Genomic DNA, 15,122 nt, shown 5'->3' on the forward strand with positions numbered 1-15,122 from the left:
ATGAACCGCAGAGGGCGCTGAGGGCGCGGAGTTAGAGAGGAGAGAGCAAGATGAATAGGCTATTGTATTGAGAAAGATCGCACTTTGGGCTGCTGTCCTAGCAGAAAGACTGCGATCGATGGGAATTGACCCGGAATAATTGTAGACTGGATTGGGCAAAGGCCGATCGCACTTTTAAATTTTTCGCAAAAGTGCGATCGGCACAACAACCAATGACTAATGACCAATGACTAATGACTAATAACCAATAACCAATAACCAATAACTAATAATCAATTCCCTCTTCCAACTTCAAAAAATGCACTTGTCCCGAAGCTTCCGCCGCCACAATTGTCACCCCATCCGGTGCAATAGCGCAAGCTTTCAAAGCACTATCTCCCCTGAAACTAGCAACTATTTTTCGACTCAACAAATCCCAAACTTTCAGAGTATTGTCATCGGAAACCGAAATCACCTTATTTCCCAAAGTCGCCACAGATGTTACCGCATCCCCATGACCTGTCAAAGTAAAAATTTCTTTTCTACTTGACAAATCCCACACTCTCAAATTTGGTTCCCGCCCGCCAGAAATTGCCCATTTACCATCCGTTGTAACTGCCACAGCATTCACAAAACTCTCATGACCTTTGAGAGTGAAAAGTTGATTGTTGACGACTACATTCCACATATTTTTCAAAATATTCTTTTCTTTCCCCAAACTCCAAACTTTCAGAGTTTTGTCGCCGGCCGCCGAAATTACACGTTTTCCGTCGGGAGTAACTGCTACAGCTTTTATCCCGTCAGTATGACCTAAAAATGTAAAAAGTTCGTCTCCTGTTTCTAAACTCCAAACTTTAATAGTCTTGTCTCCAGAACCAGAAATTGCCATCGTTCCGTCAGGCGTAACAGCTACAGAATTTACCCAGTCTGTATGGCCCCTGAAAGTCAAGATTTCGGTTCCGGTTTCTAGATCCCAAAGTTTCACGGTTTTGTCGCCGGAACCCGAAATTATTCGCTGGCTATCTGCTGTGATTGCGATCGCTTTTACCCAATCTTGATGTCCCCCAATAGTAAAGATTTCTTGCCCATTTTTGAGATTCCAGACTTTAATTCTGTTGTCTCCTGAACCAGAAATCGCTTTAGTACCGTCCGCCGTCACTGCTACAGCATTTACCCAGTCATCGTGACTTGCAGGTGATAAATTTTCTTTGCCTGTTTCTAAGCGCCAAACTTTCAGGGTTTTGTCCGATGAACCAGAAACTATCCGCTTCCCGTCGGGGGTAACAGCGACAGCATTCACGGGCGCGATGTGATTGGTAAAAGTAAAAAGTTCTGCTTTTGTTTCTAAATTCCAAACTTTCAAGGTTTTGTCGCCGGCTGCCGAAATTACTTGTTTTCCATCGGGAGTGACTGCTACACCTTGCACGAAACTGCTGTGTTCTCCTAAAGTAAAAAGTTGCTTTTCTTCTAACAAACTCCACACTTTGATAGTGCCATCATAACTGCCGGAAATTATTTGTTTACCGTCGGGAGTTACGGCTACTGATTTCACCCAATCTGTATGTCCGGTGAGGGTAAAAAGTTCTTGTCCTTTTTCTAGATTCCAGACTTTAATACTGTTGTCTCCCGAACCGGAAATTAACTGTTTGCTATCGGGTGTTACTGCTACGGACTGGACAAAACTGCTGTGACTTTTTAGGTTGAAAATCACTGTTCCTGTTGACAAATCCCAAACTTGTATACTGCCATCCCAGGAACCGGAAATTATTCGCTTGCCGTCGGGAGTTACTGTTACTGCTTCTACTGCAAAAGTATCGCCTGCTAATGTTAATATTTCTGTTCCAGTTGCTAAATTCCAAATTTTAATCGTGTTGTCCCAAGAACCGGAAATTACTTTAGTGCTGTCTGGGGTGACGACTACAGCATTGACGTAGGTAAGATGACCTTTGAGGGTGAAAAGTTCTTCTCCTGTTTCTAAGTGCCAAACTTTGAGATTGTGGTCTGAGGATGCAGAAATTACCCGCTTGCCGTCGGGGGTAACAGCTACAGCTTGTACCCAGTCTGTATGTCCGGTGAGGGTACGCAGCAATCTGCCGCCCGGAGGGGTAAAGCTGGGCGTTAGGGGTCGCAACCAGGGGTTTTTCTGCTGTTTTGCTTGGGTTAGGAGTTTGTTGATTTCGGGGGTTTCAAAGCGCATTAAGCGGGCAATTAGTTGCGCTGCTAGTTGGCTTTTGTCTTTGGCTAATATGTGGGCAGAAAGTCTAATTGCTTCTTGGATTAACTTGAGGTTTTCGTTTTTTTGATCTGTAATAGTATCAGGATTTGTTGCTAAATCATAATCTTCTATTAGGGCTTGTACTCCTGATGCTGACAGCTTGGATTCAATAAATTTGTAATCTGTTAGTAAGCTGTATAATTTTTCTGAGTCTGAAGTCGCTGCTATCTGATTTGGCAGCATTTCCAGACAGTGTGTCTGTTCTGCAGACTGCATTGTGTCCAGCCCTTCCGTAAACTCGCTCATAAATTTGGTGATGTCTTTTTTTTAAATGTATACGATCGCTAGCTGCACGTTGCTGGAAACTCGATCGAGAATCTTTTCTCGTTTATTTAGGATGACATATTTAAAGGCTATTTGCTACCGGGCTACTGCCCTTGATGAGGCTGATGGTTCAATGAATCGCGGGTGTTTTAGTCCGTGTCTGCTTTGAGAATTTTTAATGAGTGCGATTGCTATCAACCGCAGCCCGTGAAAATTCAACTCTGCAGCGCCAAATCTACCGATCGACAAAACCTGACATATATCGTTGTTTTTCTTAATATAGCTGGTCTGGGAATGATGATTGTCGATCGGCTAACACTCTCAAAGCTCAATTTTTTAAGGTACTACAATCCTATTGGATGCGCGAATCAGACTTTTTTAGCGCAATACGATGCCGAATCTAATTTTCTGTCAACTCGGCTGCATCAGCCTGCTGTCGCCCGGTGGCGTTTCGTACCTCAACCAAACCTGCAATCTGCTGGACCCAAATCCCGGAAAGTTTTGCAGGCGCGCCCTATTCCTTTAAAATATAGAGTGGCACTTGCACTCTTAAACCTGGTTGATCGGCTAAAATCATTGGTTTAACCGCTAGGTACGCAGGTAGAAACCGGGTTTCTGAGTTTATAGCACGCCCGTGGCGATCGAAAATAAAGAAGTATTTAAGTTTAGAGACAAGTTTTATGGATGTTATCGAGTTTTTTGAGTTAAGTGCAGGTAAATGGTTTTCCCAGCGTACCGTACACAATCTTCAGTCTGGCGAATTGCAGGCTGGTAAATCTGACCTCAAAATAGAAATGGTGACAGCTAGCGATGCAGCAGTTGTCAAACTTTGCCAACAACACTCGATTAACCCTACCTCAACTCAGCTAAAGGGCGTTCGGATTTCTTGGGACGGTATTCCCGATCGCAACCAAGCTAAACAAATTGGTTCTACAATATTAGCGATCGTCCCCAATCCCGACAATCCTAGGGAAGGTCAAGTGTTGCAAGAGAAGGGAAACGCCCGCTACGTGATGGGCGATGACGATGTGCTGACATTGATTACAGAATCAGATACTGTCCGCGCCGAAGAAAGGCTGTGGTATCTCATGCCCAATCTGCGGCTGCGGACTAGCGTTGTTAAGCAAGCTAACGGTACCCAACAGGCATCTTTTTGTTCGGAAATTCGGATGGGAGTAAGTGCGAAAAGTTAACTTTCGGTTTATTGAACAATTGAACAATTGAATAATTGAGGAATCAGAGATTTACCCCACTGATGAATCTGCTATAGCGGTTCTCAAGCGTAGTGATATCGTTTCCGCTTGTATCGGAATGATTTAACCGGCGCTAGAACACAGAGTACACAGAGTCCGAGAATATATATCTGAATCATTCCGATGCTACCGGATTTGATATGAGGTATGCCCAATGCCCAACGCCCAATGCCCAATTCCCAATGCCCTGTTTGGCCTATGCCCGATGCCCAATGCCCAATGCCCCATGCCCCATGCCCAAAATTTACACTTTCTTTCTGCTTTCTCGCTTTTTGATTCGGCCTTTGAGGGCAATGGCTTTTAACTTGGTGTGAAAATCAGTGTGTTTGACAACTGGGAATGATTTTGTCACAGGTTTGTCGGGTAAAAAGCGATCGACCTCGGCTTTATCGGCGAGGGCGGTAAGGGCTAGGTCTTCATATACTACAACTTCTTGATTTTCTTTTGTACGATCGCGATCGGGTAATTTTTCTGTTTCCTGTACTTCTATGTTCGGGACTTCTGCATCTGGCGCGCGATCGATTTCGGGCTCTGACGGCGCAAGCAAATCTAACTCTGCGACACTGACTGCCGGTGCGGGGATCGATAAAACTCTACCGTCCTGCGGCAGTTTAGGATCTTTTTCAACGTTTAAATCTTGAGGAAAATTGTTGCAGACTAAGCGTTCAAACTCGCGATTAAAATGATAGAGCGGTTCTCCTATCCGGTGCCACATACTCAATAGCTGATCGACAGAAACAGCTTTGTAGCGCCCTTGATAAAGCGCTTCAACCACTGCTAAACGCAGCCAGTAGCCGGGGTACTTGGTCAGCCATTCACCCGCCAATTTTTCGGCTTTTTTGCCACCTAGGTCAAAGCCGTAGTGAACCAGCAGAGCCGCTGCTTGTGCAGATATTGCCGTCACTTCTATCATTTGTTATTGGTTCGTTGTCTGTTGTCTGTTGACTGTTGACTGTTGTCTGTTGTCTGTTGTCTGTTGTCTGTTGACTGTTGGTTTTAAATACCCTGTTTGACCAATTCCCAATTAGCAAATTGAATTAATCGGATAAACGGACGCCTCCTTCGACTGTTTTCACGTCTCCAGAAAAAGGTTGGGGAGTGCCGTTCCAATTGAAGTCGCTAATTCTAAAAGTCAGGCTGCCGACTTGACGTTCAGGATTAAAACGCAAAATAATTGCGTAGCTGCGACGGCTGTATTCTAAAGTGTAGTTCGTACTGATTGCTTCCTTGCTCTCTAAATTAATAGCTGTTTGAAAGCCGACTCGAAATCCTCCGTAAACTTGCTGGACAAGTCCAAAAGATAGGACTTTCAAATCTACTAGCCGATCGAACAAATAAGGCGATATGCCGTCCCGCGCTACCTGAGTGTAAGTCACGTTAAATCCAGTGTAGTCGAGGAAAGGGCGGGAGAAATGGCCGAACTGCCCTTGAATGCCGACGCTGCTGGCGATCGAGTTTTGTGTGTCGCCGCTGCTGTAATAAGTGCCAACTCCCCGGACTCCCAAGGCTAATTGCAAGAAAGGAACCACTGGGTTGCGCGTGTACTTCAAACCCTGGGTGGGAGTGCGGGGTAGCGGTTTACCCTCCCACAGGTTGAAGCCGCGGCTCAAGGCGAAGCTGGCTTGGGCGCGGCCCAAATCGATGCGGTTGTTTTCGCGCACTGGTTCGAGCAAGTCTGGTCGATCGGTGTCAGCATTGATAAATTGATACCCGGCTTGATAGCTGAGATTGATGCCTGTGCTGCCGAGTGGGATGACGGGGGAAGTGAGGACTGCCCCGAGGCTGCTCTGCACGGTTTGATAGCCCAGAGAGCCGTTAAACAGTCGATCGCGGTAACTGTATTCTGCCGCTAGAGAGTGAGTGCCGATCGACTGCCGCAGGCGCACATTGCCCCGAAAGCTCTCTTCTGGCAAATTCGGGAAATCCTCGAAACTCAGAAATATCGCCGAGGCTTCGATATTGGTACGAGGGCCGAGCCTAGAGGTCAACTTCGCTTTGAGTCCGTAGCTGTCGGGAAAAAACGGATTGCCGCCGTGATCTGCCACCACCCGCTGAAGGTATATTTGGGGTGTCAGGGTGAGCCGCACCGGCCCGTTTTGCAACACCTGAAAACCGCACTCGGCGTACAAACCGCCCCTGTCCCCGCCGTCGTAGCCAAAGGTCAAACAAGGGCCGTTCTGCTGTCGGCTGTCAAACACTTGTCTGCGGGGATACACGGGTATTTTGATGCGGTTGTCAAATACTAAGCGGGGCGAATTTGTGACTAATTCCTCAGCCGTGGGCGAAATGCTTCTAATCGTCGCCCTCCGCGCCCTGTATTCAAATTCTGGCGGGGAAAAAGGGTCGTTAGTAATCCGAATGTTAGTTGCGACTCTGGCGCCGTTGGGCAGAAGTTCGAGGCGTTCTGCTTCAAAGCGGATGCGGTTGACTGCGCCGACAACTTGGGGGGCTGCTAGCTGTCCGCCACCGCCGATGGTGACGCTGGCCGCTCCTGGGGATTTGACTCCGCGCAGGGGCTGCTGGCTGGTAATTCGATCGCTCAGAGGCTGTTCGAGAATGGTTCCGGCACTAATATCTGTGGGTAGTGTGGGCGTTAATTCGCTACCTGCTGCGGGGAGGAATATTTCGCCGCTGGCTTGTTCGACTGCGCCGGAGTTCAGGCCGAGATTGAATTCCATCTGCTGGCCGCGGACTACTTGTTGGCCACGGGTATAGGCGACGTTGCCTGATGCTATCACTTGGCGGGTGACTAGGTTGACGATCGCCCGATCAGCATCTATCACAGTTTGCCTGAACCGCACCACAACATTACCAACCGCCGTGACAATTTGCTGCTTGTCGTCAAATTCTTGCCGGTCTGCCTTAATTTCGATGGTATCGGCCGGACTCACCGGAAAAGGCACCGTCCGCTGAGATGGTGCGGTGCGGACTCCCGGCGCGGCTGGTTTGGGCTTTGGTTTGGGCTCTCTTGTTGCGGGTTTGGGGGCGGTTCTTGGTACGGGGGCGGTTCCTGGTGTGGGAATGTCGAACTGTTCCTGCTCGGTGGGAGGCTGTTCTGGCGCGGGTTCTGGAACGGGAATCTCTGTTGGCACGGGAGCGTTCTCTTCTAACTGTCGGCCTTGGGCCTGATACCAACTTTCTTGCGGTTTTAGCGCATTCTTGTCCTCTTTTCTCTGCTCCCCTGCTATTTTTTGGCGATTCCGAGCTGCCACAGCATTTTCTACCGAACCTAACTGGTAAGCAGTAAATGAGGAATCTTGCTTAGCTGCTGGAGTTTCGGGTTTTTCAGCAGCAACCGGCTGCCCAAATCCCGCTACTGCTTCGTCGCTTTCGACTGTGGCTGGAGGGTGTGCGATTTCTGGAGGCTGTTGGTTGCTGGCTGGGGCGTTATCGAGGACTGCTGCTTCTTCTACTTGGGCCGGTTGCTGGGGTGGCTGAACGATTTCTGAACTTGGTTCCGGTGTTTCTACGGAGTTGCTGGGGGTGTCTCCATCACTGGCTGCGACAGTTAGGGCTGCTTTCTTTGGTTTCGCGATGTAGATGATGGCAGGTGGTTCGGGCGGCGGTACCGGATATGGCATAGTTACAACAGGTGAGTCATCCGATTTTAGATTTTAGATTTTAGATTTTAGATTTTAGATTTTAGATTTTAGATTTTAGAGGTTTTTTATAGCTGAGAATCGATCGTCCAAATTTTCGCACTTAACAGGCAGCGTTTCAAAGTTAACCTAAATTTTTTTGCTGCGCTGAGTTGTTAGCTGGCTCATCTTTATAAACTTGATTGCTTGCTAGATGTTTCGCGGGAATCAGCGAATATTTCAACGGGTTTGTTTTGCCACAAGATAACCTCGCTGGTGGTGCGAGGTCAAGTTTTGATTGAGTCATTTTTGTGGCTTTGTGCCCTGGTTCGGGGGCTGCGGTGTCGGGCCCCCGAACTAGCGGCCCAGATAGCTGGCTTATTCCATATCTCTGCGGTTGGGGTTCCGGGCTGGGTCATTGGACAAAAATCCAAATACGAACAGGGAAACAAAAAATAGGACAACTACATTAACTACGATTTTGAGGGTTAGCACTGTGGGAGCCTCCAAAGATGGTTTAATACTGAGCTGATTGCTGCGAGTGCAACTTTTTTTATCATAGGCTAAAGATTACTCAATTTTATCTTTGGTTTGGAGGATTGTTGGCCAATTGGTTTTTGCCCAGTTCCAGAGTTGCTCTAGGATGTTTTCTAGTCGCACCATGAGTAGGTCGAGCCATTCGAGCACTTGTTCTAGCGGGTGTTTAATGTAACCCATTGATTCGGATTTTGTTTCTAAGTATTCGTCCGCGGGCGGGACGGTGGCGCTGCGATTTGTTGGTTGGGCCGCTGTGGCTGTTGGGGTATATTTGCTGGTTTGCGGGGTGATTGCTGCTGGGGATTGGCTGTTTGGCACGGTGTTGGGGTTTGTGTATTTTGGCACTTGGGTTTCCTGTGTCCCCCCAGGGGTTGATGGTGTTGCGGGTGCAGGGCTATTTTTTTGAGTTACTGCTAAATTTGAGGCTTTTTGGGGTTGACTTTTTGACTCTGGTGCGAGCAAGCTCTGCTTGAGTCCGGCGAGCAGGCGGTGAATTGATTTGGGGTAGGGCGACATTGAGACGGCGGTCGATCGACCTTCTGCCATTTCCTCCTTGACTTTTGATCTGTTTTGTGATATTGAGATTTTATCTGTTGCGCCGTCGGGTTCGGAACTACCCTCGATCGACTGCTGCGGCCCTGGTTCCCCGAATAAGTCTTGCCAATTCAACCAAGGTCGATCGACCTCCTGGGTGTTTTCGGTTTTCTCTACCTGTCCTTGCTGTTGCAAATAATACCTAATTGCTACAGATTTCTCCGTGCTATCACTGGCTGCTGTTTCTTTTCCCAGCAGGTTGTCTACTGATGACCAAATCATTTTTTCGATGTTTTGAGCGTATTTCTCCAGGATTTCGCGGCCGGTAAGACCTAAATTGGTTCCCGTAGTTGATGTATCAAGTTTTACCTCGGGATTGGGGGCGGTGGTTTTGGCGGCTGGGGGGACAGTAAATTCTTCGAGGTTGACGGCGGCGCGATCGAGTAATGTAACAAATGAGAGAGGATTGGCCGCTCGATCGAGCTTGCTGTTAAAATTAGTTTCTAATTTTGGGGTATTGTCATCGGTGGAATTTGATTGAGCAATCGACGGCAGTGCGGTTGTCGCTGCAGCCATCTGCGCTGTGGCTTTTTGGAGTAAGATAGCGTTGCGGTCGATCGATTTTTTGACTGCGAAAATTGATTCTCCAAACTGATTTCTTTTCACCGCAACCGGACTTGTCTGCAGCCAAGCCATCAATTCCCAAAAACGACGCACCGGCGCTAACTGAGATTTTTTAGCAGCCGACTCCAAACCGAGATTAAACTTTAATTCTTTTTGGGCAATGTGCCGCCGTTCCGGCCCGTTGTTGGCGACTTCCCAAGTTATCCGATTTTCCAGCAGTTCCTGCTGTTGGGGTGTCAAAATATCTAAAACCTGATTTTCTCTTCCCACCAAAACTAAAGTGCGCGCCGGAATGAAAGTCGCGATTGCGCTAAGTTTTGGTTTGCTGTCTAATTGAGTTTTGGCCAGCGGATGTTCTAAGGCGGAAGTTGTTTGATGCTTGGTGGTTTTTTCACTAAAAAAATTGATGGCTGGAAGCAAACCCCTAGCAGGTTTCTCCGTTGCTGGATTTGTCTGATTTATTAACAGCGGGGCACTGGCTAAAGTTTTGGCAGTTTGTGACGGATTTAGCAAATTTTCGGCTAGGTGCAGGATTTTGCCGATCGAACTTTCCGACGCCATTTCCCCCTCATCCAAATTTTGTAGCAAATCGGGATTTTCGTCCCCGACATCTTTTTGCAATTCAGGTAAATCTACTTTGGGACTTGATTCCCGCAACTGTCTGGTCAACATTCGGGAACTTTGCACCAGCAAGTAAGCTGGATAAAGTAGAATTTGGGTACTGCTGAGGGTTGTTTGTTTAATTTGTCGCCAAGTGCGATCGCAATTATCGGCGACTTGGCGGGACTGTTTGGATATAAAATTTAATATTCGGCTTTGGTATGGGCCGTAGTAACCGTCGGACATAAGTTTAATTATTGAATTCAGGTTTTAGATTCGCGCCGGAATTGCTAAACTTTGCTGTAAAATCAAACCGAGATATTAATCGCAGTTTCAAAACCTCTGAAACCCTTATTTCTTCGCGTCCTTTGCGCCAACGCGGTTCGATGCTGAGCCCTGATTCCTACGCAATTCCTATTTTAGCTAAAAATGAACACTTCCGTGCCACCCGCTAGCAATAATATTTCTGAAGTAGTAGAGAAGTTGCGCCGTCTCAGTCAAGTGGAGGTTCAGTCTGGCTGGAGGTACTGCGATTGTGACGCGGCGACGGGTTCGGTAGGTATTTGTAACGGGCCAGTTGCCGAACTGAACGGGAAAGGACATATTGCTTGGCCATCTGGGAAGCAAGTTATTTATTTAGGGCAGAAATTTGTCATTCCTAACAATTTGCACGGCTATCCTGTGGCTGGTTTGCGATTGCTGCTGGGCTTGACTTGGTGGGCGGAAGATGCTCAAATTTTTGTGGGCGGTGAGTTAGTCGGAAGGGGCGATTTATTTGATTGTGCCGATCGAGTTTTGTTGAGTGCGTCGGTCAATCCGGGTGATGAATTTTTTGTGATGTTGCGCTTGGTAAGTCCGGGGCACGATAATGGTGCTTTAGTGCGATCGATTTGCTTGTACGAAGCGGCAGATTCTGCTTGTTTCGATCCGGGTTTTGTGGCGGATGAATTAGAGATTTTGCAAAAATCCCTAGCTGGTAATTTGGAAAATAAAAATTCCCAATACCTCCCCACCGAAATCATAGCAAATCACCCTAGGTTTGTCAAGGGGAAAACACTGAAATCTGAGATTGATTTGGCGGTTAATTTGATTGATTGGTCGGCTTTGCCGAATCGCGCTAAGTTCGATCGCTCTCTCTCTGTTTTGCGGCACAATTTACTGGGATATTTGCAGGCTGGTTCTGATGATTTGGAGGGGGGAACCGCAGAGGGCGCAGAGGGAGGAGGAAAGGCGGTTTCTCAGGTTGTGGAAAATCGCCACAGTACATCTATATATATAGGAGAAAATCACCCTAGTACATTTTTTTCTGATGATTTAGATGGGGGAACCGCAGAGGGCGCAGAGGGCGCAGAGGGAGGAGGAGATGCAGTTTCTCAGGTTGTGGAAAAACATCAAGATACATCTATATATATAGGAGAAAATGGCGGGGCGAAATCTATATATACAAGTAAAATTTATTTGGTCGGTCACGCTCATTTAGATTTAGCTTGGCTGTGGCCTGTCCCGGAAACTTGGGAAGCGGCAGAGCGAACTTTTGAGTCGGTATTGAAATTGCAATCGGAGTTTCCCGATTTGATTTTCTGCCATTCAACTCCGGCGCTTTATGCTTGGCTGGAAGAACACCGCCCGGACTTGTTTGCTGCGATTCAAAAACAGGTGGCTGTCGGACGTTGGGAAGTTGTCGGCGGGATGTGGGTTGAACCGGATTTAAACTTGATTTCTGCTGAGTCAATGGTGCGACAAGTTGTTTACGGACAGCGTTATGCAAAGGAAAAGTTTGGGGAATTGATGCGGGTGGCTTGGCTACCGGATACTTTTGGTTTTGGATGGCAATTACCTCAGATTTTGCGACAAGGCGGTGTTGATTATTTTGTGACTCAGAAGTTGCGCTGGAATGATTCGACGGAGTTTCCCTACGGTGCGTTTTGGTGGGAAGGGTTGGATGGTACTAAAATATTTAGCATGATGTCTGGGGCGATCGGCGAAAGTATAGAATCTGTAAAAATGGCAAGTTATGCTTTTGATTGGCAAGTTAAAACTAATTTGCCAGATGCTCTTTGGTTGCCGGGAGTTGGCGACCACGGCGGCGGCCCGACTCGCGATATGCTAGAGGTGGCGAAACGCTGGAAATTGTCGCCTTTTTTCCCCAGGTTGGAGTTTGCCAAGGCTGTTGATTATTTGGCTTTGATTGAGAGTCAGTTTTTGCCGCAAGTTACGCCAACTTTCCCCGAAAATGATGTTCCAGAATCGGACAATCGGGAGAATTTGCAAGTTGGCGAAACTGTGGGGAATTTGCGGGCGCTAGAATTTGCCAATTTGTCGAGAATTTCGGATGCAAATCTTTCTAGCTCACAACTCAAAAATCTCGGCACTCTGCCGATTTGGAAGGATGAACTTTACTTAGAATTTCACCGGGGCTGTTACACGACTCGCGCTGACCAAAAACGCCAAAACCGCCGCTGTGAAGAATTGCTCTATCAAGCGGAGTTGTTGTCTTCGCTGGCAACGATTTGCACGGGTGCGGTTTATCCGAAATCTGAGTTAGAATCGGCTTGGAAACAAGTGTTGTTTAACCAGTTTCACGATATTTTGCCTGGTTCGGCGATCGCCCAAGTCTACGCGGATGCTAATCTAGCCTTTGCTGAGGCCGATCGCGCTTGCCACCAAATTCTGCTAAAATCTTTAGATGCGATCGCCGCTCAAATTTCTCTGCCTTCTCCCCCGCAGCCGGACGCTCAACCGATTCTGATTTTTAATACTCTCAATTGGTCGCGCTCTGAGGTTGTCAATCTACCGCTTCCCGATTCTGCTGGTTTAGCTTGGCAAATTTACGATTTGTGGGGACAGAGGCTGGTTTCGCAGGTTGTTAAGGGCGATCGACCGCCATCGCAATTTATCATGTTATTTTGTGCAGAGGATGTTCCGGCGATCGGCTACCGCGTGTTTTGGCTGTGTCGCGAAGACTCTCAAGCTGTGGGTAATGCGGGTGCGAGTCCAGCCACCGAAAACAAGACATATTTATCAAAACTTACATACGGTATAGCACAAAAAAACGCACTTTGTCAAGAAACACATTTTTCCGCCCCACAAATCATCTTAGAAAATGAACTTATTCTGGCAAAAATAGACCGACAAACTGGTAATTTATCCAGCATTTGGGATAAAGTTAATCACAGAGAAGTGTTGAATGCAGCCGGAGGCAATCAACTGCAAGCCTTTCAAGATAGCGGCCAATATTGGGATGCTTGGAACATCGATCCGAATTATCAAAAACATCAATTACCCGCGCCCATACTCAAAGAGATTTGTTGGATCGATCGGGGAGAATTACGGCAGAGTTTGCGGGTTGTTCTGCAAATTGGCAAATCCGAGTTTTGCCAAGATTATATAGTAGAAGTAGGTTCGCCACTGCTGAAAATAAAGACAGTTGTAGATTGGCAAGAAACTCACGTTTTGGTTAAAGCAGCCTTCGGGTTAAATGTAGAAGCAGATTTTGTAACTTGCGAAATTCCCGGCGGGGCGATCGATCGCACAACTAAACCGCAAACACCCGCCGAAAAAGCCAAATGGGAAGTACCAATTTTGCGCTGGACTGATATCAGCAATGACGGTTTTGGAGTGAGTTTGCTCAACGATTGTAAATACGGTTGCGACATTCAACCAAATCAAATCCGGCTGACTTTACTCCGGGGTTCGACTTGGCCGGACGAACAAGCAGATCGAGGAGTTTCGGAATTTACTTGTGCAGTCTATCCCCACGCTGGAAATTGGCAAGATGCCGGTACAGTTCGACAGGGTTACGAGTTAAATTTGCCGCTGCTAGTAAAGGTATTCCCGCAGTTAGGGGAAAACCGAAACAAGAGTTTACCCGCAGTTGGCAAGTTCTTGGATTTGTCTGCACAAAATTTAGCGCTGATGGCGTTTAAACAGTCGGAATATGATGCTAATGTTTGGATTTTGCGGTGTGGCGAATCGGAGGGAAAAGAGGCTGTGCTAGAATTGGATAGCGATTTGCAATTGGAAATTGTAGAGTCAGTTGATTTGTTAGAAAGACCTGCAAATTTGTCTGAAAAGTTGTCTCAAGGGCGAGGTTTTAAGATAGAGCCTTGGAAAATTGCAAGTTTTACTGTTGTAACGAACCGCGAAGGCGCAAAGGACGCAAAGGAAGAAAGGGAAGGGAAGAGATGAGGAGATTGTTGGCTGGTTAAGTGCTAAATTTAGGCTGGTGCAGCTCTGCAAATTAGATCCAAAAATAGGCAATTCCCAACGTAACGAAAGTTAGCGGCAGCCCGAATCTTAAATGCTCCTTAAAAGTCAATCTATCGCCTGCTTTTTCGGCAATTTCAGCTACAATCAAATTAGCTACAGAACCCAATAAAGTTAAATTCCCTGCCAGGGTAGAACCCGCGGCCAACAACAGCCAAGCTTGTGTATCTGTTTTCGGAATCAGCGATTGCAGAACTAACACGGCCGGTACGTTGGAAATTAAGTTAGAAAGAATTACTGTTGTTCCCAACAAACTCAGCGGCGTACCAGTCAAATTAGTTAAATTATCCAACAAACCGAGTTGTTGAACGGCCTTGGTCACAATAAACAATCCTGCAAACATCACTAGCAAATTCCAGTCCACGCGCTGCAAAATGCGATCGGACTTGACGCGCCTCGTAATCAACAATATACTAGCAGCTATCCAGGCAGATTCGGCTAAAGGTGCTCCGGCTAAAAAAGCTACCAAAAGTCCTGCTGTTACCAACAAACTTTTCGCTAGTAAAGGCTTGAATAAGCGATACCGAACTTGAGAAACCGCAGGCAAAGATTTGCAAGAGCGCACTTCGGGATAAAGCCACCACAACCAAATTACTTGAACTACTAAACAAATTAAAGCTACCGGTGCGAGAGTTCGGGAAAATTCCCAATAGCTAATTCCCGAAAAAGAGCCGACGAGAATGTTTTGTGGATTTCCGCTGATTGTTGCTACCGAACCTAAATTAGTGCCTCCTGCTAAAGCCAAAAGATAAGGGAGAGGATTGAGGGATAAGGAGCGAGTTAGAGTGAGTGTTAATGGGGCGAGCAACATAGCAGTAGTGTCGTTGAGAAAAAATGCTGATAAAATACCGCTGCCAAAAGTAACAGCTACTAAAATGCCGAAGGGAGAACGAGTAAAGCGAGTTAAAAACTCTAAAGCTAGTTGAAAAAACCCCGATGCTTCCAAGGTAGAATTAATCACCATCATTCCTAGCAAAAAAATGATCGTACTGGGGTCGATCGCCTCCCAAGCAGTTTTGAGGTCGAGTATCCCCAAAGCTACGGCAAAAGCTGACCCGACAATTGCGATCGCAGCCCGGTTCATCCGTAGCCCCGGCAAATATCCCAAACCGAAACCCAAGTAAGTCAGCCCCAAGATTAGATAGTTGAGTGTTATCATAGATACTTAAAATCCTTGAGTGTCGGTTTGTTCCATTGTCGGAGATACTACAA

8 protein-coding genes are annotated in these 15,122 nt (G+C 46.9%); 2 read left to right on the plus strand and 6 right to left on the minus strand.

What is annotated here, in order from left to right; translation table 11 throughout:
• Positions 1–265: 265 nt before the first annotated feature.
• Positions 266–2,500 (minus strand): hypothetical protein, encoded by a 2,235-nt coding sequence (locus QUB13_RS06780; protein WP_333379802.1) that lies wholly within the window; start codon positions 2,498–2,500, stop codon positions 266–268.
• A 698-nt stretch (positions 2,501–3,198) separates the two neighbouring features.
• Between QUB13_RS06780 and QUB13_RS06785 the strand changes: the two genes are divergently transcribed.
• Positions 3,199–3,711 carry a phycobiliprotein lyase gene (locus tag QUB13_RS06785; protein ID WP_194009974.1) on the plus strand — a complete coding sequence of 171 codons (513 nt, stop codon included), beginning with the start codon at positions 3,199–3,201 and terminating at the stop codon, positions 3,709–3,711.
• Between the two features lie 304 nt (positions 3,712–4,015).
• Here QUB13_RS06785 and QUB13_RS06790 read toward each other — a convergent pair whose 3' ends face one another.
• The 4 genes from QUB13_RS06790 to QUB13_RS06805 form a co-directional block, all read right to left on the minus strand.
• A complete protein-coding gene (locus tag QUB13_RS06790; protein ID WP_333090684.1) occupies positions 4,016–4,684 on the minus strand; it encodes a hypothetical protein in 669 nt (222 codons plus the stop codon).
• Between the two features lie 124 nt (positions 4,685–4,808).
• Complete coding sequence (locus QUB13_RS06795) at positions 4,809–7,352, minus strand: DUF3769 domain-containing protein (RefSeq protein ID WP_333379803.1); 2,544 nt, start codon at positions 7,350–7,352, stop codon at positions 4,809–4,811.
• 375 nt (positions 7,353–7,727) lie between these two features.
• Positions 7,728–7,844, minus strand: a complete 117-nt coding sequence (locus QUB13_RS06800) for a photosystem II reaction center protein I (protein ID WP_106151135.1) — start codon at positions 7,842–7,844, stop codon at positions 7,728–7,730.
• A 75-nt stretch (positions 7,845–7,919) separates the two neighbouring features.
• A complete protein-coding gene (locus QUB13_RS06805; RefSeq protein WP_333379804.1) occupies positions 7,920–9,890 on the minus strand; it encodes a hypothetical protein in 1,971 nt (656 codons plus the stop codon).
• 183 nt (positions 9,891–10,073) lie between these two features.
• Here QUB13_RS06805 and QUB13_RS06810 point away from each other — a divergent pair, with 183 nt between their 5' ends.
• On the plus strand, positions 10,074–13,832 hold the full coding sequence (locus tag QUB13_RS06810; RefSeq protein WP_333379805.1) for an alpha-mannosidase: 3,759 nt from the start codon (positions 10,074–10,076) through the stop codon (positions 13,830–13,832).
• A 52-nt stretch (positions 13,833–13,884) separates the two neighbouring features.
• Here QUB13_RS06810 and QUB13_RS06815 read toward each other — a convergent pair whose 3' ends face one another.
• Entirely contained in the window at positions 13,885–15,069 is a 1,185-nt protein-coding gene (locus tag QUB13_RS06815) for an anion transporter (protein WP_333379806.1), read from the minus strand.
• Positions 15,070–15,122 lie beyond the last annotated feature (53 nt).

This window comes from Microcoleus sp. B4-D4, from assembly GCF_036705185.1.
GTDB lineage: Bacteria > Cyanobacteriota > Cyanobacteriia > Cyanobacteriales > Microcoleaceae > Microcoleus.

Bases quoted from the DNA above. Each gene is read 5' to 3' on its own strand.
- QUB13_RS06780 (WP_333379802.1), bottom strand. From the start codon at position 2,500: ATGAGCGAGTTTACGGAAGGGCTGGACACAATGCAGTCTGCAGAACAG.
- QUB13_RS06785 (WP_194009974.1), top strand. From the start codon at position 3,199: ATGGATGTTATCGAGTTTTTTGAGTTAAGTGCAGGTAAATGGTTTTCC.
- QUB13_RS06790 (WP_333090684.1), bottom strand. From the start codon at position 4,684: ATGATAGAAGTGACGGCAATATCTGCACAAGCAGCGGCTCTGCTGGTT.
- QUB13_RS06795 (WP_333379803.1), bottom strand. From the start codon at position 7,352: ATGCCATATCCGGTACCGCCGCCCGAACCACCTGCCATCATCTACATC.
- QUB13_RS06805 (WP_333379804.1), bottom strand. From the start codon at position 9,890: ATGTCCGACGGTTACTACGGCCCATACCAAAGCCGAATATTAAATTTT.
- QUB13_RS06810 (WP_333379805.1), top strand. From the start codon at position 10,074: ATGAACACTTCCGTGCCACCCGCTAGCAATAATATTTCTGAAGTAGTA.
- QUB13_RS06815 (WP_333379806.1), bottom strand. From the start codon at position 15,069: ATGATAACACTCAACTATCTAATCTTGGGGCTGACTTACTTGGGTTTC.